Annotated in this window: 22 protein-coding genes and 1 pseudogene; 14 read left to right on the top strand and 9 right to left on the bottom strand. The window is 45.0% G+C overall.

Annotation, left to right across the window (positions count from 1 at the left end):
- Window positions 1–16: 16 nt before the first annotated feature.
- On the bottom strand, window positions 17–943 hold the full coding sequence (locus ACE4RR_RS10495) for an NAD(P)-dependent oxidoreductase (protein ID WP_375535375.1): 927 nt from the start codon (window positions 941–943) through the stop codon (window positions 17–19).
- Window positions 944–1126: 183 nt separating this feature from the next.
- Between ACE4RR_RS10495 and ACE4RR_RS10490 the strand changes: the two genes are divergently transcribed.
- From ACE4RR_RS10490 to ACE4RR_RS10480, 3 genes are read left to right on the top strand one after another with little or no spacing between them, the layout of a single operon-like run.
- Window positions 1127–2314, top strand: coding sequence for a 2-methylaconitate cis-trans isomerase PrpF family protein (locus ACE4RR_RS10490; protein ID WP_375535374.1), 1188 nt, complete (start codon window positions 1127–1129; stop codon window positions 2312–2314).
- A 20-nt stretch (window positions 2315–2334) separates the two neighbouring features.
- Window positions 2335–3843, top strand: coding sequence for an FAD-dependent tricarballylate dehydrogenase TcuA (gene tcuA, locus ACE4RR_RS10485; RefSeq protein ID WP_375535373.1), 1509 nt, complete (start codon window positions 2335–2337; stop codon window positions 3841–3843).
- Window positions 3844–3858: 15 nt separating this feature from the next.
- Window positions 3859–4941 (top strand): isocitrate/isopropylmalate dehydrogenase family protein, encoded by a 1083-nt coding sequence (locus tag ACE4RR_RS10480; protein ID WP_375535372.1) that lies wholly within the window; start codon window positions 3859–3861, stop codon window positions 4939–4941.
- 495 nt (window positions 4942–5436) lie between these two features.
- Here ACE4RR_RS10480 and ACE4RR_RS10475 read toward each other — a convergent pair whose 3' ends face one another.
- Window positions 5437–6129 carry a class D sortase gene (locus ACE4RR_RS10475; protein ID WP_375535371.1) on the bottom strand — a complete coding sequence of 231 codons (693 nt, stop codon included), beginning with the start codon at window positions 6127–6129 and terminating at the stop codon, window positions 5437–5439.
- Window positions 6130–6544: 415 nt separating this feature from the next.
- Here ACE4RR_RS10475 and ACE4RR_RS10470 point away from each other — a divergent pair.
- Window positions 6545–7120: pseudogene (locus ACE4RR_RS10470) on the top strand (peptide-methionine (S)-S-oxide reductase MsrA); the annotation flags it as partial.
- A gap of 289 nt (window positions 7121–7409) precedes the next feature.
- Here the strand turns inward: ACE4RR_RS10470 and ACE4RR_RS10465 are convergent.
- Together ACE4RR_RS10465 and ACE4RR_RS10460 are read right to left on the bottom strand one after the other, a co-directional pair.
- Window positions 7410–7913, bottom strand: coding sequence for a hypothetical protein (locus tag ACE4RR_RS10465; protein ID WP_375535370.1), 504 nt, complete (start codon window positions 7911–7913; stop codon window positions 7410–7412).
- 114 nt (window positions 7914–8027) lie between these two features.
- Window positions 8028–9836, bottom strand: coding sequence for an S-layer homology domain-containing protein (locus ACE4RR_RS10460; protein WP_375535369.1), 1809 nt, complete (start codon window positions 9834–9836; stop codon window positions 8028–8030).
- A gap of 344 nt (window positions 9837–10180) precedes the next feature.
- On the opposite strand from ACE4RR_RS10460, the gene ACE4RR_RS10455 reads away from it, so the two are divergent.
- A complete protein-coding gene (locus ACE4RR_RS10455; RefSeq protein ID WP_375535368.1) occupies window positions 10181–10690 on the top strand; it encodes a sigma-70 family RNA polymerase sigma factor in 510 nt (169 codons plus the stop codon).
- Between the two features lie 526 nt (window positions 10691–11216).
- Here ACE4RR_RS10455 and ACE4RR_RS10450 read toward each other — a convergent pair.
- Both ACE4RR_RS10450 and ACE4RR_RS10445 read right to left on the bottom strand, forming a co-directional pair.
- Window positions 11217–11702, bottom strand: a complete 486-nt coding sequence (locus tag ACE4RR_RS10450) for a hypothetical protein (RefSeq protein WP_375535367.1) — start codon at window positions 11700–11702, stop codon at window positions 11217–11219.
- A 36-nt stretch (window positions 11703–11738) separates the two neighbouring features.
- Entirely contained in the window at window positions 11739–13040 is a 1302-nt protein-coding gene (locus ACE4RR_RS10445) for a ParM/StbA family protein (RefSeq protein WP_375535366.1), read from the bottom strand.
- Between the two features lie 598 nt (window positions 13041–13638).
- On the opposite strand from ACE4RR_RS10445, the gene putP reads away from it, so the two are divergent.
- From putP to ACE4RR_RS10405, 8 genes are all read left to right on the top strand, one after another.
- Entirely contained in the window at window positions 13639–15138 is a 1500-nt protein-coding gene (gene putP / locus ACE4RR_RS10440) for a sodium/proline symporter PutP (protein ID WP_375535365.1), read from the top strand.
- A 198-nt stretch (window positions 15139–15336) separates the two neighbouring features.
- Window positions 15337–15993: a GntR family transcriptional regulator gene (locus tag ACE4RR_RS10435; protein ID WP_375535364.1), complete on the top strand. Its 657-nt coding sequence runs from the start codon at window positions 15337–15339 to the stop codon at window positions 15991–15993.
- Between the two features lie 11 nt (window positions 15994–16004).
- Window positions 16005–16709, top strand: coding sequence for a DUF2848 family protein (locus ACE4RR_RS10430; RefSeq protein ID WP_375535363.1), 705 nt, complete (start codon window positions 16005–16007; stop codon window positions 16707–16709).
- Window positions 16706–17500 (top strand): carbon-nitrogen family hydrolase, encoded by a 795-nt coding sequence (locus ACE4RR_RS10425; protein ID WP_375535362.1) that lies wholly within the window; start codon window positions 16706–16708, stop codon window positions 17498–17500. Before ACE4RR_RS10430 ends, ACE4RR_RS10425 begins: the two co-directional genes overlap by 4 nt.
- A gap of 19 nt (window positions 17501–17519) precedes the next feature.
- A complete protein-coding gene (locus ACE4RR_RS10420; RefSeq protein WP_375535361.1) occupies window positions 17520–18536 on the top strand; it encodes a DctP family TRAP transporter solute-binding subunit in 1017 nt (338 codons plus the stop codon).
- Window positions 18537–18616: 80 nt separating this feature from the next.
- Entirely contained in the window at window positions 18617–19069 is a 453-nt protein-coding gene (locus ACE4RR_RS10415; protein ID WP_375535360.1) for a TRAP transporter small permease, read from the top strand.
- Window positions 19066–20355: a TRAP transporter large permease gene (locus ACE4RR_RS10410; protein WP_375535359.1), complete on the top strand. Its 1290-nt coding sequence runs from the start codon at window positions 19066–19068 to the stop codon at window positions 20353–20355. Before ACE4RR_RS10415 ends, ACE4RR_RS10410 begins: the two co-directional genes overlap by 4 nt.
- Before the next feature lie 27 nt (window positions 20356–20382).
- The gene (locus ACE4RR_RS10405; RefSeq protein ID WP_375535358.1) at window positions 20383–21162 is read left to right on the top strand and encodes a putative hydro-lyase; all 780 of its coding nucleotides are present in this window, start codon (window positions 20383–20385) and stop codon (window positions 21160–21162) included.
- Between the two features lie 382 nt (window positions 21163–21544).
- Here the strand turns inward: ACE4RR_RS10405 and ACE4RR_RS10400 are convergent, their stop codons facing one another.
- Window positions 21545–22234, bottom strand: a complete 690-nt coding sequence (locus ACE4RR_RS10400; protein WP_375535357.1) for an aspartate/glutamate racemase family protein — start codon at window positions 22232–22234, stop codon at window positions 21545–21547.
- A 195-nt stretch (window positions 22235–22429) separates the two neighbouring features.
- Here ACE4RR_RS10400 and ACE4RR_RS10395 point away from each other — a divergent pair, with 195 nt between their 5' ends.
- Entirely contained in the window at window positions 22430–22726 is a 297-nt protein-coding gene (locus ACE4RR_RS10395; RefSeq protein WP_375535356.1) for a hypothetical protein, read from the top strand.
- A 42-nt stretch (window positions 22727–22768) separates the two neighbouring features.
- On the opposite strand, the gene ACE4RR_RS10390 is transcribed toward ACE4RR_RS10395, so the two are convergent.
- Together ACE4RR_RS10390 and ACE4RR_RS10385 are read right to left on the bottom strand one after the other, a co-directional pair.
- Window positions 22769–23326, bottom strand: coding sequence for a DJ-1/PfpI family protein (locus tag ACE4RR_RS10390; protein WP_375535355.1), 558 nt, complete (start codon window positions 23324–23326; stop codon window positions 22769–22771).
- 356 nt (window positions 23327–23682) lie between these two features.
- The gene (locus ACE4RR_RS10385; protein ID WP_375535354.1) at window positions 23683–24573 is read right to left on the bottom strand and encodes a DUF6282 family protein; all 891 of its coding nucleotides are present in this window, start codon (window positions 24571–24573) and stop codon (window positions 23683–23685) included.
- Between the last annotated feature and the right edge of the window lie 9 nt (window positions 24574–24582).

The following is a 24582-nucleotide window of genomic DNA, read 5'->3' as shown; positions in this document are numbered from 1 at the left end:
GCGCCTCCTTTTTGCTTCAGCTTTCAAAATAGTTTTCCACATTCGTAAGTGCGTTTTCTGCAAACCGCTTCAGGACCTCCGTTGTAATATAGCCGATATGAGGAGTCAGCAGAACGTTTTGGCAGGAAGCAAAAGGATTCTTCTGCAGCGGCTCTTCTATAAAAACATCCAGCCCTGCCCCGCGCAGGCGTCCACTTTCCAACATCTCTGCAAGAGCATATTCATCCACAAATGCGCCTCGGGAAGTGTTGACAAAAATCGCTTCTTTTTTCATCAGCTCGAGGTTTCCCCTATGTAAAAATCCTTTCCATTCCGGCGTCAGTCTCATATGCAGGCTGGTGACATCCGAAGTGGACAATACCTCTTCCAGTGCTGCTGCCTCCACCCCTGCCCTGCTTTCTGTACCGTCTGTGCCGGTCGGCCTCCACACCTTTACTTTCATTCCAAGTGCCTGCGCAGCAGCAGCCACCTTTTTTCCTATCGCACCGAAACCTAAAATACCTAGCTGTTTCCCGTGTAATTCTATGCCAGGGGTCTGTATCCATTCTCCTTCCTGGAAGGATGCCTGATGGATAGGGAACTGTCTCGCCGCTCCAATCATCATTCCGATCGTCAGCTCCACCACAGAATCTGCTGAACCACCTGGGGTAGTCGTCAGTTCAATATGATGCTGGTTTAGTGCCTCCCGATCCAGGTGCGCTGTTCCCTTTCCGGTCTGGGAAATGAGCCGGACGTGAGAAAGCTGAGCAATTATATCCTCTGGCAGCGCGGTCCGTTCCCGGACTAATACGATGGCGTCTGTCCCGGAAGCAAGTCCTGGAACATCTGCCGGCTTCACCGGCTCCGTGATGGCCTGCACCTCCCACCCTTTTTCCGTTAAGCGCAGAGCCGCACTCGAGGACGAATGTACATTTTCATAATCTCCAAGTATAAGTACTTTCATCGCCTTCTCCTCTTTTCAGCATGTGTGTGATTACTGTCCATACTACAGCAACTTCAGCGGCATGATCATAAATAATTTTTATGATAATTAATAAATTATTAATATTTTAATTATTAAAAATTATACTGTAGTATTTTTTGTAACCGCAACCATTGTCATTATTTGAAAAAGGGAGTGACAGCATTGGCGCGAGATTATAAGCGAATTAAAGCAGCAATTATCCGGGGCGGCACGAGCAAAGGGGTCTATCTGATGGACAATGAGCTCCCAGCAGATCCACAGCACAGAGAAAAAGTGATTCTATCAATCTATGGAAGTCCCGACCACCGCCAGATCGATGGTCTGGGAGGCGCAGATCCATTGACGAGCAAGGTTGCGATTATTAAGCCTTCCCTCCGCTCTGACGCGGACATTGATTATACGTTTGGCCAGGTTTCCATCGATAAACCTCATATTGATTACAGGAGCAACTGCGGCAATATTTCTTCAGGGGTCGGGCCATATGCAGTGGATGAAGGGCTCGTCCCGGCGGTGGAGCCATTGACCATTGTCCGGATTTATAACACGAATACGAAAAAAATTATCGAGGCGGAAGTACCGGTCAAATACGGAAAATCGTTGACAGCCGGGGAAACCTTTATTCCGGGAGTTCCCAATCCAGGGGCAAGAATCATGCTTAACTTCGTAAATTCCGGGGGCTCGCTCACCGGTAAAATTCTGCCGACCGGTAACCCAAGAGATGTGATTACATTAGAAAGCGGCCGGGACATCGAAGTCAGCATTGTTGACGCTTCGACACCGGCCGCATTTGTCAAAGCCGTCGATATCGGCTTAACCGGTAGAGAAACCCCGATGGAGATTGAATCAAATCACGGCCATCTCGCCCTTCTTGAGGAAATTCGTGCGACCGTGGCCTGCAGGCTTGGTTTTGTGAAAACAAAAGAGGAAGCAAAGCTGATCTCACAGTCCGTTCCGAAAATTATCTTTGTCTCCCCTCCTTTCTATGGTTTAGAGAAAAGAAGTAAAGCTGATGAAGACATTGATTTTACAGCGCGTGCGATGGCAATGGGGAAAATGCACAAGGCCTTCGCGGTAACAGGTGGAATCTGCACATCCACTGCAGCGTTAATTCCTGGCACGGTGGTTCATGAGATCAGCGCCTACCGCGGCTGGGGAAATATCACGATCGGCCACCCGACTGGAAAGATGGATTTTAGCATAACAGTTGAATACCACAGCGGGGAGTATCACATCACCCGTTCTGCAGTGGCCAGAACCTCGCGCCGGCTGATGGATGGGTTTGCCTACGTGCCTGCCCAGGTGCTGGAAGATCCACTCCCAGCCTCCGTATCCCGTGCAAAACACCACTAAATGAATGGAGGAATAGATAAATGTCAGCTGATATAATTTACTATGATGTTGTTGTTGCCGGTGCAGGGAACGCCGCCTTATGCGCAGCCATTTCAGCAAAGGAATCCGGACTTCAGGTATTAGTGCTTGAACGTGCCCCGCGCCATAAACGTGGAGGCAATTCCTATTTTACAGATGGAGCGATACGGTTTGCGTACCGCGGGCTTGAAGATATCAGAAAGGTTATTCCGGAGATAACTGATGCAGAAGCAAGTGAAATTGTAATGCCGGAATACAAGGAAGAGAATTACTACAACGATATTATGAGGGTAACAAGAGATAAAAGTGATCCAGAGCTTGCCGGACAGCTTGTAAATGAATCGTTTTCCACTATCTCCTGGATGCACAGCCACGGCATTACCTTTACTCTAAACTACGCAAATCAATCCTTTAAGAAAAATGGAAAAAATCATTTCTGGGGCGGCCTCCCCGTTAAAACAGAAAACATCGGCGTCGGCCTGATTGAAAAATTAAATGAACGGGCAGCAGAGCTCGGCATTGACATCTGGTACGAGTCCCGCGCTGTGAGGATTCATCAGGAGGAAGGACGAGTTTCCGGAATTGAAGTTGAACAACACGAAAGAGTGCTTACGGTAAAAACTGAAAGTGTCGTACTCGCCTGCGGCGGCTTTGAAGCTAATAAAAAAATGCGGTCAGAGCATATTGGCTCTGAGTGGAATGCAGCGATCGTCCGCGGAACCGAATTCAATACAGGAGACGGCTTATCGATGGCAATGGAGGCCGGTGCCGAGCCTTACGGGGACTGGAGCGGCTGCCATTCCATCGGCACTGACTACAACGCCCCGAAGGTCGGTGATTTCACGAAGCCGGGTGATATATTTAAAAAGCATTCGTATCCGCTTGGTATTATGGTAAACCGGGACGGCGCGCGCTTCGTGGATGAAGGAGCTGATTTTCGAAATTACACGTATGCGAAGTACGGGCGTGAAGTATTGAAACAGCCGGGGGCAATGGCCTACCAGCTTTTCGACAACCAGGTGCGGCCGATGCTTCGTGAAGAATACAACAGAGAAGAAGCTACTTTTTTTCAGGCGGACTCCCTGGAAGAGCTGGCGGAGCTTCTCACAATTAATAAAGAGTCATTTCTGCAAACCATCAAAGAATACAACGCTGCCGTGCAGGATGGAGAATACTATCCGAATGAAAAGGATGGCAAGGGAACAACTGGCATCACCCCGCCAAAAAGTAACTGGGCTCTTCGCCTGGAAGAAGGACCATTTTATGCTTATCCAATTACCTGCGGCATTACTTTTTCTTTTGGAGGTATCCACGCTGCTCCGACGGGAGAGGTTCTATCGAAAGATAAGACGCCGATTCAAGGTCTGTTTGCAGCAGGAGAAATGATCGGCGGCATCTTTTATGAAAACTACCCCGGCGGATCCGGGTTGATGTCAGGCTCCGTCTTTGGAAGGCTCGCTGGTGCCGCTGCCGCAGCCTATGCCCGGAACAACAGGGCTCACAATCGCTGACAAAGGAGATAAACGATGAATAGTTATCAGATTGCTGTCATGGAAGGGGACGGAATTGGGCCTGAAATAGTAAATGTAACCTTCAACGTGCTTAGAGCAGCACAGGAACGCTGCGGCAATTTCAGATTGAATTTCAGGCACCTTCCGGCAGGCCTTTCCGCTTACAAGAAATATGGCACGACCCTCCCCGAGGAAACAATTGCCGGCCTGACCCATTCGGATGCCGCGATACTTGGTCCACTGACCACCCATATTTACGATACAGCCGACCCTGCGATGGTCAATCCGAGCGGAAGACTGAGAAAGCACTTCGATTTATACGCGAACTTCCGCCCTGCCCGAAATTATGACGGTGTCCGCACCCGCTACCAGAATGTTGACCTTGTTGTCGTAAGAGAAAACACCGAAGGAATGTACGCCGACCGTAACCTTTACTCGAATTCCGGGGAATTTATGACAGATCCGGACACAGCGCTCTCCATACGGCTCGTTACTAGAAAAGCCTCTGAAAGAATAGCAGAGATGGCGTTTGCGTCAGCCGCTTCCCGCAAAAAACATGTCACTATCGTTCATAAGAAAAATGTTCTCCGACAGGGCTGCGGCTTATTTCACGAAAGCTGCCTCCGTGTAGCTGAGCGCTTCCCTGACATTGTCGTTGATGATTTTCATGTTGATGCCTTTGCACTTCATCTTACCCAGAAACCAGAAGCCTTTGATGTTATTGTGACCACTAACATGTTTGGAGATATACTATCGGACCAGGCCGCAGGCTTAATAGGCGGTCTCGGGCTCGCTCCAGGCTTAAATCTGGGAGAAACCTTGATGATAGCACAGGCCACTCATGGATCCGCACCTGATATTGCAGGAAAAGGAGCTGCTAACCCGGTATCAGAAATAATGTCTGCGCAGATGATGCTTGACTGGCTCGGCCGGCGCCGAAAAGACGACACTCTGCTCGAAGCAGCTTCCTCAATCAACCGTGCCGTTGAGAAGATACTGGCACAGGGCAGGAAAACAGCCGATCTCGGCGGGAGCCTCACAACCGAAGAATTCGGCACACAAATAATCAACATGTTGAACGACGGACAGTGTAAGTAATAACATAGAAGCAGCAGATCGCCGGGCCGGCCGATCTCTCGATATCACAGAGATTGCCGCTGAAATTCAGGCAAAGGATATACTTATTGCAGATTACATGCTGGCGTCCGATCAGAATCTATTAAATGCCTTATTAGAAAGCTTCACGCACCATTTCATCGAGTTGATTTCCGAAGAGGTTTTGTCCTATACTAGGTTCCATAGGTAGGGACTCCTTTCTTGTTTGGTTGGATTCAACTTGGAGGGTACCCTACCTTTTTTTGTTTTCAAGTTTTACACAAAATATTGTGCGCGATAAAAAATAGCAAAATTCTACAGAATAACGGATCTCCTGTCCGCATCCAGCGCAGGCCTAAATTTTCATTGTTGTCAATCAGCCCAACAGACGTTCAGTGGTGTATGGTGTCGAGGCTGAGACACCGAAGAGAGCGGTCTGCGGTACACTCGCCAGCGACACCGTGGCGTGAACTTAAAAAAGAACACGTTCGTGCAAGTTTATTCGGTTCTGTCGCTCGTCTCCACCAGTTCTGCCTCAATGATGTAACGGTCCGGTGCGGATCCTAAGTAATTGAAGGGGTAACAGGTGGTGAGAGTCAACGTCGGTGCTTCCTTATCGACAATTACAGAGCGGTCGTCCGCCTCAGTAATCCACGTTTTTCTTATCTGATATTCATATTGGACATCTTCAAAATTCATATAGATCCGGTCGCCGTCATCGAGATCTCCGAGTTCCCTAAAAACAGTATCCCGGTGGCCCGAGAGGACCGTGTGTCTATATCCATCCGGCGGGGTTGTAAAGTCCCCGTCATGGTAACCTACGCCCTTCTCAAGTGTCTCATCATCCGTGCCCCAATACACCGGATATTTACTATCTACGGCAGGAATGAGCAGCTCACCTATCTTATCTCCCCGATCATATTCTTCATAGGAACGCTCCTCTATTTCCTCTGTCTCTTCCCCATCAGTCTCTTTGATGTCTGTCGGTTCTTCATCTGCTTCATCCACAGCCGCTGCATTCTCCGAATCAATGACGTCGATATAGTCACGATTCTCCCAGCCTTCTAACTCTATTTCTTCGGGGGCAAGCTTTTCTTTGCCTGTCTTGCTTTCCTTTGCCCACACATATCCATTCCACCCGGCCACACTCAATCCGCCAATAATGAGCAGTATAGGTATTATTTTTCTCATCTTAAAAGCCCCCCTCCGACCTTACTTTGTAAGAAAAATGACATATCGTTCATGGCCCTGCCCGGATTATGTGCTGCTTTTACAGCGATGGTCGTTTAAGTAAAGTGTAGGCTTTCTTGACTTCCGCATCAAGGAAGCTGTATTATTTTGTAAATATATTCAATGTATCTCGCGGTATTGACGTCAATTGTTTCACGTGAAACCATCCCATTTCTTCCAGTTTTTAGATAATTAAATGGAGTTTTAACACTTTTTATAGTTGAAAAAGCAGATGGGAATCTTTGCTGACGCAGGGCTGATTGAATTACACTAAATAAAAGGAGGTCTTTACGTGGAAAAATATCAACCTGAGCAGCCATTGCTGCGGACTAAGATAGAAACGGCGACATTTGGACTGGGCTGATTTTGGGGACCTGATGCCCAGTTTGGGCAGCTGGAAGGAGTCATCCGCACTCGAGTAGGCTATACTGGTGGAACGAAGTCCGCGCCGACGTACCGGAGAATGGGCGATCATACAGAATCCATCCAGATTGATTTTCATCCGGACAAAATTTCTTATGAAGAGCTGCTTGATATCTTTTGGACAAGCCATAATCCGCAAAAAAGCCTCTTTCGCAGCAGGCAGTATATGTCCTTGTTGATGTATCATAACGAAGAACAAAAGAAGAAGGCAGAACAGTCGCGAGAGAAATGGGAAGCGGAACTTGGCCGGACGATCCAGACAGAATTTACAGAAGATGCCGTATTTTATTATGCCGAGGATTATCATCAAAAATATATGCTGAAGCGGCACAGAAAAGTTGTGGAAACATTGCGGGCACTGTATCCGGATGAACAAACCTTTACAGATGCTACGCTCACCGCCCGCTTAAACGGCTTTGTAAAAGGACGCGGCAGCATGCCGGCATTAAAAGATGAAATAGAGGGCTGGGGATTGTCCGAAGAAGAAAAACTCTCTGTTTTTCAGACATTGGACGCTCTTCGCTGGTAAACCCGGAGTCAGGCTCTTCTTTTCTATTAAGAAGAGTCTTGATTTCGATGCAGCTTCTTTACGCTTATAATAAAAAATCTACTTCACCACTTTTGTTTTTGGGCGTCCCTTTCCGCGTGAGCTTCGAAGGTATATTGCATTAAATAGTTGATATCCTCTTTTTCTGTACTTCCTGTCGTTGCCTCTACCACACTCAGTGAGTCTTGCTCCCACCAATCTTGTTCATTTAATTCCTTTTCTGTCAACTGATTAATGTCGTCCTCGGAATATACTTCGGGGTTATTAGTTTTCACTTTATATATGTTTGTATTAATTCTTTTGCGTGACCGCTTATTTCACTCAAATATTTATTTTGCTCTTCAATAAATCCTGCCATCTTATGATAATCCAGAATTTCTTTTTCTGAAAAATTGTCCGCATTATTATTTGCAGTTTCATAAAGTTGATTAAATGTTTGTTCCTGCTTTAAAAATAACGATTGATCCTCAATATTCTGATAGTTTTTAAATGCGTTGAATTGAATCTCAGTCAAGATAAATGGAAACAGGTGGATTAGAACGGACTGAATAATTTCTCTTTCTTTTACTATTCCCCCATATTCATCCGCCACTATAAACAGACGGCCTTTAGGTGAATTAGAAAATCTGGGGTTTATTATTACGACCTTGTACCTACTTCCTCTATTCATAAAATAAGGACTCATTTGAGCTGTTTCCAGAAATCTCATATGTGGCTTGGCTAATTCTTTAAATTCCCCTGAAGCAGGCTTGCAGCCCGCTATAACTCTTCCCACTTTGCAGTCCTCCGTTCTCGGTTGATAGTTTTTGTGTATATATCTCCGACAGCTGCAGCTTGCCTTTACTACCTTATCTATCAAAAAACCCCCAATAGCGGGGGCCAATTGTTTTTATTCATTTATCTCTTCAATTGTATAACGAAGTTTATCTTCCTGAACATTGTCCCAGAGATCGCTGACTATGCCGCCTTCGACATATACATACACATCTCCGCCAGGCAGAGTAGAAGCTTCTTCAAAGTGAAGTTGAATTTCGCTGCCATCAATATCTATATCCGTCGCAGAGTTGCTGGGATTCGTATGATAAAAGCTTCTTAGAATCTTTTCTTCCGAGGCATCTTCGTCAAAAACCACCTCTTCATTAAACACTAACGTCACATGCTCAGAATCTGCATTTCGGTGACCTGTTATTACCGGAGGATCTTTTTCAGCGATCACATCTATTATAAATGGGTCAGACTTCTTCAGGCCATTTCCGGCATAATCGACAATATCTTCTGAGATATGAAGCTCATAGCGTCCGTCGGAAATATCAGAAGCGTAGCTGAGCACAGCTTCTCTGCCTCCATTTTGCAGAGAGGCTTTCTCTATCTCTACGTCAGAGCCCTTCGCTTTTTCGAGGGAAAACGCTTTTTTCAGCTGACTTTCATTCGGGTCTATCGGTTCGCTGAAAATGACCTTTGCCGTCCGCAGACCGACGACTTCCGCATCACGTGCTTCCGGAGAAGTGTCATCGCTAAATTGAACATCGAAAAGCTCTTCTTTTCCCAAAATATTTTCTGAAAGTACCACACTTGCTTCTGTTCCCTTATCCTGTTTCTCTTCTAAGGTAATCCAAATCGAAGCTCCATCAACTCGTACATCCTCAACCGCAATCTGGTGCCCATTTTTATCGCTTACCTGATACTCATCAACCATTCCGGCTTCCTTTTTGTTAGAAAGATCCTGATTTAATTGAATACCGATTTCTTTTAAACTTCTCGAAAAAGTATCCATAACTTCCAGTTCATCAATCAGAGGATCCCCATCAAGCGTCTCTGCATCAAGTGTGAGAGAAGTGCGCGTCCCTTCATAATAAAGCCTGTAAGCCTCACCTTCGATTTGCTCATCCGTTGTCACTCGAACGATGCTTTGGTCCTCTTTAGTCGAGAGAAGATCAGAGTCGACAACATCCAGCTCAGGATCAAATGAAAACTTTTGAGCTTCGGTCTCTTCTTCTGAGAGATCACGGGTAAACGTCACCTCAAACGATGTGGCATCTGCAGCGCGAAGGCTCTCGATTCCCTGTCCTTTGGTGAAATCGATGCTCAGCGCTCGTTCTAAAAACACCGCAAACTGAGCGCGTGTCACTGGTTCAAGTGGCCGAAAATTACCTTCCTTGGTGGAGGTTATACCATACTGAGCCAATATCTTCACATTTTGCTTGTGTGTTTCATGTGCACTATGGAGATCTGTGACATCTCGCTCTGAGTTTTCGACAGGCTCTAAATCAAAAGCTCGAACTAAAATCGTCGCCATCTGCTCCCGTGAAAGCTTCTGCGCTGCCTCAAACTCCGTGCCTTCATTTCTTCCTACCATCAATCCGGCCTCCCGCACCGCTTCCGCAAATGGAGTAGAGAAGCTGTCATCGGTTAAATCGTTAAATGTCGATTCCGGATTTTCCTCCATCGGCAGATCACAGGCTGCGACGAGCAGCGATGCCGCCTGCCCCCTGGAAATATCTTGATTTGGCGCATATGTACCATCTTTATTCCCGTTAAGGATTCCCTGATCCTTCATACGCTGAATTGGTCCAGAAGCCCAGTAATCTTCATGCACATCTGAAAAAGAATCAGCGGCATCTGTATTATCTAGTTCCGCAGCTGAAATCATCGTTGCAATAACAATTGCTGTTAATGCTGCGGCCCATTTTTTGTACATCAAACCCCCCCTATTTCTCTATTATTTCATTAGTATTTCAAGGAAATAAATTGCTGAATCACCCTAATAGTACCAGTTTATAAGCATTTAAGAGAGGGTCAATAGTCATAATCACTTCTTCTGTGAATGTGCTGTGAATTTTACTGAATTTAAAAATCCCCCACCTTCTCAAGAAATTATAGTAGGTATATGGGACTAATCAAGCTATTAATTTTTATAAAATGATGATTTTTCCGCAGGGAATTTGACCAGCTGAGTTGTGACTTATAGAGCGCACACTTCTATGATAAATCTACCATGGAAAACCAAAGAAGGCGCGCCGTTCTATTAAGGAATTCGACCATATGAATGTATCTCTCGGTATCCCATTTGACGAAGTGGCCAACGATTTTACCCCTTTAATTTTTGGCATGTTAAAACGATTAAATATCCATAAAAATAAAGAAGAATATACGCAGATTGGCTTCATAGCTCTATGGAAAGCATATGATATGTACGATAAAAAAAAAGGAGCATTCTCCACTCTTGCTTACTCCTATGTTCGCGGGGACATGCTTGCCCACTTGAGAAAAGAAGCCCGCTACGGGGAACGCTTTGAACTCAGCAGCTTTGAGACAGAGCAGGAAGCGGCACCGGCCTCAGAAAGTCCAACCATTTCCCAGGAAATAAACAGCATACTTCCTTATTTAAAAAATCTGAGTGCCCGTGAACGTGTTTGGGTGGTCGAGCACACCGTTTACGGGAAAGGAATCAGCGAAATTGCAGCTCAGTACGGCGTTGCCGATTCTACCGTAAAATCCTGGCGGAAAACGGCACTGCAGAAATTGCGGGAAAGTGCACAATTGTTCGAATGAAACTGGATGATCAACCTGCCTGCCAGGGGAAATGGACCGTTTTCGGTTGTTAATGTCTCGTGGGAAGGGATATCTTTGACTGCCTCGTGTTATCCCTCTAATCCGGTGGATAAGATTCTCCCAACTTGGGATACACTTCTCGGAAATGGGGATACCGCATTACGTGCTCGGGATAACTTCTCCCTGCAGTGGAAATCTCATATTATTCCGGGAAATCGTCCGTTTCCGGTTGTTTCTTCCCCCTGAACGAGATAGTTTTTCCCCCTCGTGACACCAAATAAACTCGATCCGACAGAAAAGGGGCTGTATCATAAATGATACTCGCCCCTTTTGCATGGTAAAAAAAGCAGGGGACAAGTCCTTCGCTTTCCGTGGGCAGCGCTTCAGCTAACCGGGCGAAACCCGCGCCCGGCGGATCTTCAGCCGCTGCTCTTCCCACCGGAGTCTTCGGACTTGTCCCCTGCTTATCTTCTATTTAGGATACTACTTTTTCTATAAAAAGGGGCTTTTGCTACAGCCCCTTCGTTTAAATATTTTGGCGTTTCAGCTTATTTTTCGCACGCTGCAATGGTGAAAGTTTACCATTATTATCGTTCGCATCCTCTGTTTCCTGTTTTGCCGCAGATGGGGCCTCAATAGAAGGTGCAGTATTGTGATCGGGGGGCGGTGGTGCAGGCACTTCAGCAGGCGAAGGGGCCTGAGCACCCGGCTGCATAAGCAACAGGCGAATAGCATTTCCTAAGAAAAGCTTGCCTTCTTCACTGTTCAAAAACTCACGCTGCTGGTCTGTGAGTCCCTCCGAAGGGATGGATATTTGCATTCCCTGGTCATTGCCGCGCTGTGCATCCAGACCTTTTTTTATGAGGTGTTCTGTAAGACGATTTCTGCTCCATTCCGGTTCATCTTCCAGAATTTCATTAAACTCCTCGACCCAATCTGCTTTTAAGGAAGGAGCGAAGGTACGGCCGACTCCTTTAACATAGCCTGCTTTATTGTTTTTCGTCTGCGCCACGCCGCCTCCCCCTTTCCTTTATTTTCCTTATATAAGTTACTTCACCGGCTCTAATGCTGCTTCTTCACTTTCTGTTAATTGAATGAGGTTAGCAATCAGATAGCCCCGGGATGTAAAGAATGGTGCTTCCTCCACCTGATCAGGCATGATAACCCATTCCTGACCCTGCAGCTCAAGAAATCTTTCCTGCACTTCTTTAAAGACAGGATAGCCGAATAATACACCTCCGCCAACTAACACGAGATCATCTACGCCGGCGCTGTTCCAGGCTGAGGTGATCGCTTTTTTATGGTCGTTTGCATATTTCGTGATTTCTTCCATTACAATATCAGTAATATCCGTTGTTTTCTTTGCCTTTAACAGACGCGCTTCAAAGACTGGTTTCTCCCGCTCTCCGCGGATTACTTTTAAAATTGCCGGTTCAATCACTTCGCTCATAAACTCTTCGCGGGATTGGTAGGCACGCTCTGATTCATCAAGATTGAACAATTCCTTCAGCGTCTTGAACTCTTCAAGATTGTCCACACGCTCGCGAATGCGGTCGATATAAGGGTTTGTCCCTTCAATATCAAGACTTTGGGAAAGGTTTCCATCTATTCCTTCTTCAGTAAAAATAATCATTTCGGAGGTTCCTGCCCCTAAATCTCCAAGTGCATAAGTTTCTGACAAACGCTCCTGAAGCGAGGTTTCCACTAGCTCGCCATTATGAATGTCGAAGTTCAGTGAAAGGTCAGTGATTGCACCTTCTCCGTACATTTTGCCGCTGTCAATAATAAGCGTAATTACTTTCTTTTCAAGCGGGCCATCCATAAATTCGACAGTATGGGTGCCTTTTACACTCTCCAGTGCTTTTTCCGATCCAAGCTCCTTGATTTCACTGACCGGCAGACCGCCTGCATAAGGAATGTGTACCTCTTCCTTGTCTTCTCTGGCAGCCATTACCGCTAATCCTGCAATTGTTGTGATTACATGAAGGTCGTTTGAAAACTTCGTGTGGGACATGTGCTTGTCCGATTCCGAAGCAGGGTTATAGGCAGGCTCTTCTTTGCCTTTCTTATTACGGGCAAAATGTCCAACATATACGTATCTTTCCTGGTTAACTGTCGAGAGGGATTTTGACGTGATTTTTAAATGAAGCTTTTTCTCAATACTTGTTGCTTCCGTTGCACCTTCTACTTTTGACTTTTTCTCTTCAGCCGGTGCAACGATCGTCGGAATAGCAAACGAGTTAATGACTCCCTTTTGGTTTAAGTAACTGAATTTTGCACTCTTATTTCCCTGGTCCACTCCGGAAATTAAAACATTTTCCTTATATAACTTTTTTACTCTATCCAGCATTTTTTCACTCCTCCAGACTAATTACTGATAAAACAAACATCTTTCTTATTTTCATCATATATCAAAACCAACATGTTTACAAACATGTAAAGCAAAAAAGGTACAGAAGTATTGAGTTTATTCTCATGATGAATAGTTAATAAAACCTACGAACAAGCGATTCTACTATCTTGAAATATTAAACATGTTTCAAAACAAGTTTAATAAACTAGTTTAGAAACATGTTTATGTTTTTCTATTTAAAACAAGTTGGTAAACATGTTTGTCTATACTTTAACGAGTTGAAGTGAAAAAATGAATGAATTTTTATTATATAAATATAATTATTTTGTTGTAATGGTTGTATTTTCAAGAGTAAAAAAATACCATGAATGTACTAATAAAAGGAAAAATTGACAGCATAGTCCGAATATTATATATTTTAATGAATCCTTTATAGCTATAATATTTAGTTTTTTGAAAATGAGGGAGGGAGGAAGAAGAAATGGAAGAATTTACGCTGACGGGATGGACGTGGTTCTGGTTTGTCGTACCGATGCCGCTGCTAGCGGTCTGGGTAATAATCAGCTATTTAAAAGAAGGAAAGGGGGAGGAATAAGTGGATGCTACATTAATTACATTCATAGTATACTTATCTATTATGTTGACTATTGGTATCATCACGTACCGAATGACCAACACCTTGTCTGATTACATTCTCGGCGGCCGCTCTCTGAACAGCTGGGTCGCAGCCTTCTCCACTGCGGCAAGTGATTTTAGTGGATGGCTGTTGATCGGTCTTCCGGGTGCAGCCTATGCTGCAGGCTTCGATGCTTTCAGTCTTTGGATCGCAGTCGGACTTGCGATCGGTGCTACCTTTAACTGGCAGTATGTGGCTAAAAGACTGCGTGTTTACACACAGTTTTCCAATAATTCGATTACGCTTCCTGAATTTTTTGAAAATCGTTTTCATGACCGGTCAAATTTATTAAGGCTGATTTCCGCTCTATTTATTCTGCTATTTTTCTTATTTTACACCGCATCCGGCCTCGTGGCAGGTGCGAAGCTTTTCCAGGGCACCTTTGAAATGGATTACCATCTCTCGTTGCTGATTGGGGCAGCAATCATCGTAGGATATACTTTTTTGGGAGGCTTTTTGGCAGTCAGTTATACCGATTTTCTGCAGGGAGCTTTAATGTTTTTGGCCCTCCTTGTTACCGCTGTTTACGGTCTGGTGGAAATCGGTGGATTCCAGGCACTCTTTAATCAGCTTGGCTCTATTAACGTCAGCCTGCTGGATGCCTTTGAGGCGACGAGCTACGATCAGGCAGAAGGTGTATTTTGGGAGCCTGCAGGTGCGATAGGATTTGTAGGAATTATTTCCGCTCTCGCCTGGGGCCTTGGCTACTTTGGACAGCCACATATACTTGCACGCTTTATGGCGATCCGCTCCGCCAAAGAAGTCAGAAAAGCAAAAGTAATCGGAGTCTTGCTCGGGGTAGTCATTCCTCTCTATTGCGCCCTGTTAGTAGGGATGATCGGGATCGTCAGCTTTGACGAGCCACTAAACGATCCAGAGCAAGTGTTTATTCAGCTTGTGCAGGTAGCGTACAGCCCCTGGGTGGCAGGCTTCTTGCTGGCAGCCGTCCTGGCCGCAATAATGAGCACAGTCGACTCGCAATTGCTCGTCTCTTCCAGTGCGCTCTCTGAAGATTTTTATAGAAAATACTTCCGAAAAAAAGCAAGTGAAACCGAGCTTGTCTGGATAGGGCGCGGGGCAGTGCTGCTAATCGCTATTATCGCGCTGCTGCTTGCCTGGAACGATGAAAGCTCCGTTTTGGATCTCGTTTCCTACGCATGGGCAGGCTTTGGAGCTACCTTTGGCCCGCCGATATTATTTTCACTCTTTTGGAGAAGAACAAGCCGAAACGGTGCATTAGCAGGCTTACTCGTAGGTGGTATAACTGTGTTTACCTGGCAGTACACCGGTTCAGATCTATATGAAATGGTGCCCGGTTTCCTCTTCTCTTCCATCGCCATTGTCATCTTTAGTCTGATTGGGCCAGGCCCTTCTCCACAGGTAAAAGAAGAGTACGATAAAGTGGTTAGTATGAAATAAGAAGAAATCATACTCCTTGCAGAAATTTGTAAGGAGTATTTTTATTTAAACGTGTAATCGCTTGCAATTATAGAAACAATTTGACAATTCTATCATTTATATATACTATTGAATCAACCGGTATACCAGATACCGTATATCATATATCGCGAGAATTTTACATTGTATAAAATCTGGGATTCAAGGGAGCTGTGAGAGTTGAAGAAGATTGGAAAGTTTGTTTCATATACGGATCAGGTTTATCGCGAGTTGAAAGCAGCCATCGTCAGTGGGGATATCCAGCCAGGAAATCTTCTGCAGGAGCGATCCATCGCTGAAAAACTCGGTGTCAGCCGGACTCCGGTCAGAGAAGCAATCAAACGGCTGGAATTTGAAGATTGGGTGGAGACATTGCCGTGGAAAGGTGTGATCATCAAAGAGGTTGACAAGCAGGATATTGTTGAGGTGTTTCAGTGCCGGCACGCTAATGAAAGCTTTGTCGGAGAACTCGTTGCACCTATTATCACCGATGAAAACATAGCTGAGTTGAAGCGTATTCATCAAACGATGGAATTGCTCTCGAAGCAAAGCCGCCAAGATTTCATTAATGAAGACCGCAGGTTCCATATGCATCTTGCGCAGCTTACGAATAACAGCCGTCTTATTCAGTTTCTTGATCATCTCGGGGATCAGATGCTCCGCTTTGGTATATTAGCTGTTAAAAATGAAGAAAGAATGACAGGTACGCTGCAAGAGCATGCTGACATTATTAAAGCCTTGGAAACCAGATCTTCCGGGAAAACGAAGTTAGCTATTCAAAACCATATAGATAATAGTAAAGATGTATTGTTTCACTTATTAAAAGAGAAAGAATAGGAGAGTCCACTATGACTAAAGCATCTACACCATTTACTTTTGAAACCAAACAAGCGGTGAAAACGATACCGGTCAGCACCGTTTATTGTATTGGCTATACCGGACGGAACCAGGAAAAGGTCGAGGCGCATGTGGAAGAACTTGCAGAGCTCGGCGTGCCGCGTCCCGACAGTATTCCAGCCTTTTATCCAATGAGACTTTCCAGTTTATCGACGAAAGACGCCATCCAGGTATCCGGAAATGAAACCTCGGGCGAAGCGGAAATTGTACTGATTTTTGCGGATGCTGAGGTATATGTCACCGTCGGCAGTGATCATACAGACCGCGAATTAGAAACCGTAGACATTGGAAAATCGAAGCAGGTCTGTGATAAACCGATTGCAAAAGAAGCTTGGAAAGTAGAAGAGGTTCTTCCCCACTGGGACAAGCTGACGCTTTCGACTGATATTCTCATCGAGGGGAAGTGGAAGCCTTATCAGCATGATAAGTTTTCTGCCATCCTTTCCTTTGATAATATTGCTGAATTGCTTAAACACCGGTCGTTTCCAACGGAAAACGCTGTATTCTTCGCAGGAACTGTTCCGCTCCTTCATGGTTTTCAGTTTGGAGAAGCTTACAAAATGGCGTTAGAGGACCCCGTTTTGCAGCGAAAAATAGAGCTCACGTATGAGGTCACTAATTTAACAGCATCTAAGCGTGAGGTGAACAACTCGTGAATGTATCTGTCCTTCAATTCGATATTGTTCCCGGCAGCCCAGCGGCTAACCGTGAGAATGCAGCACGTCTCATCAAAGATGAGGTTAATCAAAATAATCCAGATATCATTGTCCTTCCAGAAATGTGGACTACTGCCTATACCCTGCAGAATTTAAATAATATCGCAGATGATAAGAGCAGCGAAACGATTCCTTTCTTACAAAAACTCGCAAAGGAATGTAACGTTCACCTTGTCGCCGGTTCCATCGCATACAAAAACGGCGATAAAATGTTCAACCGGGCGCTGGTTATCAATCAGAAAGGCGATCTTGTTTATCACTACGATAAGCTGCATCTCGTACCGATGCTTGATGAGCCAACTTATCTTACTGCTGGTGAAAATAAGGCCGCTGTATTTGAAATTGACGGTATGAAAATGGGCCTTATTATTTGCTACGACCTTCGTTTTCCAGAACTTACGCGGGCACTTGCACTAGAGGGAGCACAAGCTATTTTTATTGCAGCGGAATGGCCACAGGCAAGAAGAGACCATTGGAGATATCTTCAGCTGGCGAGAGCGATCGAAAATCAAGTATATATCCTCTCCTGCAACCGGATCGGCGAATATGACGGGGTGGAGTTTGCCGGCACCTCCATGATTATTGATCCATGGGGAAATATTCTTGGCGAAGGAAGCCAGAATAAAGAAGAGACGATCCGCGCTGTAATTTCTTCTGACGAGGTTAATATAGCTCGCCAAAAGGTTCCCGTTTTTGAGAGCCGGGTTCCCAATTTCTACACCTACTATTAAAACGAGGAGTGTTCATTATATGAAAAAGTTTCTGATTTCCACGATGGTAATTAGTTCTGTTATCTTCACTGCCGCATGCGGAAGCGGGGATTCTAATGGAGAAGCAGACGGAGGTGATTCGGAAGACAGTGTCACCCTTAGATTAGCCCATACTGGCTCCGACACTCATCAATACCACATTGCTGCTGAGAAATTTAAAGAACTGGCGGAAGAAAAGACCGATGGATCCGTAACCATCGATATTCATGGCAATGCCAACCTGGGAAGTGAAGATGAAGCAGTAGAGCAAATTCTAGATGGAACACTAGATATGACAACTGTGGCAGCAGACAGCTCTTTTGCAAATACCGTTCCTGAAATGAACGTATTCGGGATCCCCTACATTTTTGAAGACAGAGATCATGTATACAGCGTACTTGATGGAGAGATTGGGGAGAGCTTAATGGAAACCGTGGAAGAGAACAACATGAAAGGACTGGGATTTTGGGAAGTAGGCTTTAGGCACATCACGAATAATGAAAAAGAAATCAATACACCACAAGATGTTCAAGGACTAAGCATTCGTGTCCAGCCTTCAAAGGTATGGGAAGCTCACATGAATGCGCTTGGAGCAAGCCCGACACCGGTAGACTTTAATGAACTGTACTCTGCTTTGGACCAGGGCGTAGTAGATGGGCAGGAAAATCCGCTCCCTACGATTGATTCGATGAAATTTTATGAGGTGCAGGACTATGTAACACTAACCTCCCACACGTATTCCCCAGCCATCACTGTAGCAAGCAATGCAGCCTGGGAAAAATTAAGTGAAGATCAGCAGGCAGCTCTCGAAGAAGCAGTTCAGGAAACAACAGACTATCAGCGTGAAGAGCTTGCTGAAAAAGAAGAAGAAATCGTAGAAACCTTAGAAGAGAACGGCGTTACGATTAATGAAGAGCCGGACCGGGAGGCTTTTAGAGAAGCAACAGCTGATGTCAGGGATGTATTGTCTGAAGAAGTTCCCGCTTCCCTGCTTGAAGAAATTGAAGCAGCAAAATAATTAAGAACATTCCAGGTGTATTCAGTTATACACCTGGGGTTAATTCATCAGCAAAGTCGATTCAGAAATGAGGGGGATACATGCAAAAGATTGATGCCCTGATTATTAAAATCTTGGAATTACTCATGTTCCTTTTTTTAGTCATTACAGTATTTGTAACATTTCTGCAAGTATTTTACCGCTACGTACTAGGTCAATCGCTTGCCTGGTCGCAGGAATTTGTATTAATCACATTTGTTTATGCCGTCCTGCTTGGAGCAGTGGTCTGTCTTTATCACAAGGATCACCTGCAGGTCGATCTGCTCGATAACAAACCACTGTGGCTGCAGAAGATGGCAACCGTTCTTGAGTTTGTCATCGTTGGGTTTTTTATAGTTATTTTCACCTATTACGGGTTCCAGCTCGTAAATAATAACCTGACATCCGGCCAGACTGTTGGTATTCTGCCTGTTCAGACAGCTTATGTCTATTTCGCCATACCAATCAGCGGTTTGTTTATGCTGTATTTTCATATTAGGCAGGTGATTCGATGATCTGGCTCATTCCATTATTATTCTTATTGATATTACTGAGGGTACCGATTGCCTTTGCCCTGGGTGCTGTGTCGATGACAGGAATTTTACTTACAGACCCTTACCTTCTCATCAATGTCCCGCGTCAGATTTTCGGCGGTATTGAAAGCTTCAGCTTAATAGCAGTGCCATTGTTCATCCTTGCCGGCGAAGTAATGACACGCGGTGGAATATCGGAGCGGTTGATTCGATTCTCGCAGATGCTTGTCGGATTTATGCCAGGCGGACTTGCCATGGTTGTTGTAGTAGCGAGTATGTTTTTTTCTGCATTGACCGGAACGGCGATCGCCGCAGCAGCAGCCATTGGTGGAATGATGCTGCCTGCGATGAAAAAAGAGAACTACGATGTCGGCTTCTCCGCAAGTCTCGTGGCCACCTCAGCTACTATCGGCCCTATTATTCCTCCAAGTATTGTGCTTATTTTGTTCGGTGTAATTGCAAGTGTATCTATAGGTGATCTTTTTATTGCTGGATTTGTACCCGGTATAATGATGGGGCTTGGATTAATGATTTACAGCTTTATTGTAGGCAAAAAGAATAACTACAAAGCAAGAGATACAATTCCAAAGCCCAAAGAATTTTTCAAAGGTTTCGCAGACGCACTACTTGCCTTAATTATGCCGATTATTATCATCGGAGGAATTATCTCAGGAATTTTCACCGCCACAGAGTCAGGTGTAGTAGCTGTATTCTATGCTCTAATTATCGGCATGTTTGTGTATAAAGAATTAACTCTAAAGGATTTAAAGGATGTATTTATAGCAACAGGTAAAACAACCGCATCGATTGTTTTCCTTATCGGGACGGCATCACTGTTTATTTGGTTTTTATCTTATGAAAGTATCCCGGCACAGTTGACGAATATGCTTGGGCCTGTGGCTGAAAATCCACTATTACTGCTGCTGGTCATTAACATTATATTACTGCTGGCAGGCACTTTTATAGATACTATTAGTGCTGTATCAATATTTACACCATTGTTTCTGCCACTGGTGATTGCAGCCGGAATTGACCCCGTTCATTTCGGGATCATTATGGCAGTGAACCTGACGATCGGTATGGCCACACCTCCGCTCGGTGTTACACTTTTTGTCACGGCAAAAATAGCTAAAATAAAAGTACAGGATATGTTTAAGCATCTTGTCCCTCAGGTAGGCATATTAATTGCTGTCTTGCTGCTTATAACGTATATCCCTGAAATCAGCCTGTATCTCCCTGAACTTTACCGTGATATATTTGGAGCATAGAATCTATCAGAAAGAAGGGATATCATCGTGCAGACTCCCCGAGAGCTTCGTCAGCTGATTCGCACTGGAGTATTCCGGCAGCCTACGTCCGGCTACTGCGCTGACTATGTGCAGGCGAACGTAGTCATCCTGCCGAAAGCATATGCCTTCGATTTCTTTTTATTTGCGCATAGAAATCCGAAGTCCTGCCCTATTGTCGATGTGCTTGAGGCGGGGGAATTCGAATCCTCCCTTGCCCCAGGCTCGGATATTCGAAGCGATGTTCCGCTGTACAGAATTTATGAAAAAGGGGAACTCATCAACGAACAGGACGACATCGAGAGCACGTGGAGAGATGATTTTGTCACATTTCTTATTGGCTGCAGCTTTACCTTTGAAAGCATGCTGCAAAGTGCCAATATACCGTTAAGACATGTCGATGAAAAAAAGAACGTAGCGATGTATGTCACGAATCGTCCTTCAGAAAAAGCAGGAGTCTTTGAAGGCCCGCTTGTCGTTTCGATGAGACCGTTGCCACGTCATCTGACCAGCAATGCCAGCGACATCACAGCCAAATACCCTAACATGCACGGATCACCCGTTCATATTGGAGACCCGGCGGAGCTTGGTATTCGTGATATTAATGCCCCTGATTACGGAGACGCTATTGATATCAAGCCTGATGAGGACCCTGTATTCTGGGCCTGCGGCGTGACCCCGCAGATGGCCACTGTAACAAGCGGAATCCCATTAATGATCACTCATTCTCCCGGTCATATGTTCGTCACGGATATCACAAATGATGAGTTTTTGAAAAGATATGCGTAACAATAATCAAGCAGACGGGCACTCGTTCCGTTTGCTTGGTTTTTCCTTGATGGTTTCCCCTGCTGCGGTCGGATTTTCAGCAGTGCAGTGCTATTTCCACGCTATCTCTGCTTTTTCCACGCTTCATCCTCCCGTTTCCACCGTTGCATCTACCGTTTCCACCGCTCCCAATGGTTTTTCCCCGATTCAGCTAATTTTTCCCTTTGTCTCTTCTTTTTCCCCTGCTCGCATGCCGCTTTCCCCTGCAGCGGTCGGATTTCCACCGCTGCGATCCCGTTTCCACGCTATCTCTGCTTTTTCCACGCTTCCCCCTCCCGTTTCCACCGCCATATGTACTTTTTACATGTACTGTTAACGGCCCACCTGCTTCACGGCACATTACTTAGGTAAGCATCTGCTCCACCGCCTGCCGCACATGGATATCAAGCGTGTTAAACTGTGGAAGCTGGTGATCCCCGGCATCAACGATAAGTGGAATCTCAGTACAGCCAAGCACCAATCCTTCAGCTCCCTTTTCCATCAAAGCGTCCATCATTCGGAGGATTGATTGTTTTGATTGTTTTTGAAAAGAACCGTGACAAAGCTCTTCATAAATAATGCGGTTTAGTTCCTTTCGTTCCTGTTCCTCTGGAATAAGCACCTCAATACCAAGCTTCTCCAGGCGTTCCTTATAAAAGGTATCCTCCATTGTATAAATGGTGCCAAGCAGCCCAATTTTATTCAGCTTCTGATTTTGTATTTCTGCAGCGGCGGCTTCGCCGATATGAAGCAGGGGAATTGTAATATTTTCCTGCACGTCACCCGCAATTTTATGCATCGTATTTGCACAGATCATGAGATAATCGGCTCCAGCCGCCTCCAATTTCCTCGCAGCATAAACAAGCTTTTCTGCCGCATTATGCCACTCACCTCTGCGCTGAAAAGCTTCTATCTCTGCAAAATCTACACTGTACATTACACACTTGGCCGAATGCAGCCCGCCCAGCCTATTACTAACCAGTTCATTTATTTTTCTATAATACTCTAAGGAGGACTCCCAGCTCATCCCGCCGATTAAACCAATTGTCTTCATAACTCCCTCCAACTTTTTTTGATCATAATTTTTCATTTTTTGCATAAAATAATTTAGACTTTCGATTGGTTCTTTCTGAACTAGTACAAGCTATTAATTTTCATAATATACCAAATATAACCTTTTATTATTTCATTTAAAAGGACCTTTGCATTATTTAATCTGATAATTTAGAATATTTATAGGGGGTTTATTATGACTAAAAGAATGATACAAAAAAAACATAAGGATGCAAATATTACCCAGTGGCGCAGCGGGTATTATCTTTTATCAGACACTCCTGCGGTGGCTAACGTCATTAAAGCCAATGATTTCTTCGGCATGCAGGTTTATAAGGCAGATCGTAAAAGAAAAAATCCACGGCGCGCGCTCAGTGCAGCCAGCCGTAAATATCCGTACTGCCATCTGTTTGAAATTATGACAGCAGAGACAAGAGAAGGAAAATATCATTACGCCGTGCTGGAAAAAACAATGAAGTCACCTGATAAATAAGGAAGGGGGGCCGACCTGTAAAACAGGAATGCCCCCTTTGTTTTAATAAGAATTTATCTGCTTCACAAACTCCTTCATAATCGCAGGCAGGTCTGGCCAGGCATGGCCGGATATAAGATTACGATCGACGTAATCCATTTCGTTCATGTACTCTGCCCCGGTGCTTTCTACTTCTGGCCTGCATGCCTGATAAGCGGTCATTTTCCTTCCTTTTACGACGTCAGCAATTGGTGTCAGAACAAGACTTCCGTGGCACATAACGCAGACCGGTTTATCCGCTTCAAAAAAGTGTGTCACGATGCCGGGCAGGTATTCGTTCATGCGGATGTGCTCGGGAGCGCGGCCGCCGGGAATAATGATCCCGTCATACTGCTCCGCCTTTACATCTTCAAATGCCAGGTTTGCTTCGACGAGATAGCCGGGCTTTTCCGTGTATGTTTCCCAGTCTTCGAAGTCGTGAATAACCGTGTGTAATTTTTTCTTATGCGGCGCAGCTATATCTGCTTCGAACCCCTCCTCCATACAGCGAAAATAAGGATAATAGACTTCCAGTGCTTCTACTGCATCACCAGTCACAATCAGGATTTTCTTTGCAGCCATTTCACTTCCTCCTTTGAATAATTGCTTTCTTCCTTATTTTCACATACCCGGTTTTTCTATTTTTCTATCCTATTGTTGGAAGGAGACGAGACAGGCTTTGTTTTGCTCGTGCGTCTTATCGGCGAAAATTTTTGTTTGATCAGCGCTTTGGTGGTAATCATGAGCGGAATTGTTGAATTCATGAGCGATTTTTCGAAAATCATCAGCGGAATATTCAATTTCATCGGCGATATTTCTAAATCCATCGGCGAAAATTTCAGTAGCGGGCATTTTTAATCGATTATTGTTCGACATTTTCCGGGAAATATCAACAAGAAAAGACCCTTCTCTCGTTCGTCGAAAGAAGGATCACCTCGTTATTTTAATAGTTTCTCAGGGTTTGTTTTGATCATAGTAGTAATTTCAGTCTCTGTTATTCCGCTTTCAAGCAGCTCCTCAATAAACTTACTCATGCCTTCGATTGGAGCCACATTATGCTGCTGGCCGTAATCCGTAACAAGCACACACGAATCAGGACCGAGCGTGTGGATAGTCGCAGCCATTTCCCCGACAGTGAGATTGTCAAAATCCTCACTGCAGGCAAGGTAGCATTTTTCGATAAGACAGCCTTTCTGGGCAAGTTCTTTTTGCTGATCGATCGGAATTTGGGCGATGCCTAGATCAGCATGCTGGATTAAGATTTTGGTGACTCCGGCTGCCTTGGCTTCCTCCACGAGCGGAGTGACCTCATTCGGAGCAAGGTGGCCCGTCGCGAGAATTGCATCATATTCAGCCACCAGCGAGAGAATTTTCTTCACTTCATCTTTCACCCGTTTGTGATTGTCATCCATCACCTTTAAGAGAGATTGTGAATAATCCAATGATTTATTGCTGTTGAAAAAGCGATCCTTTTGGTGCTCAGCGAAATATCTTTGATGCTGCTCGGCAGAGATGGTCGGCATCCAAATAATTTTGGCTCCCATCTGCAGAGCCATGCTGACACTGTGCGGTGATAAACCGCCGCTGTAGATGTTGCAGACTAGACCGCCATGAACAGCCAGCTCCGGATGCTTTTCCTGAAGGAGCGTGGCTCTGTCATAGGTTACACCTTCATGTGCTTTCAATACCAGGCCGGCCATACCGGCCTGCACTGCATCCTGCACGAGATCCCAGTCCGTCTGTTTTCTCGGAAAAATACTAGGGGAGCTGTGAACATGCATTTCGTAGGCTCCCTCTAATAAAGGATGAAATTGATTTGCTGCTTTCATATCCATTAT

The sequence above is a fragment of the Alteribacillus sp. HJP-4 genome (assembly GCF_042139015.1).
In the GTDB taxonomy this organism is placed as follows: Bacteria; Bacillota; Bacilli; order Bacillales; family Marinococcaceae; genus JBHIKY01.
This window is presented reverse-complemented; position numbering and strand designations above follow the sequence as displayed.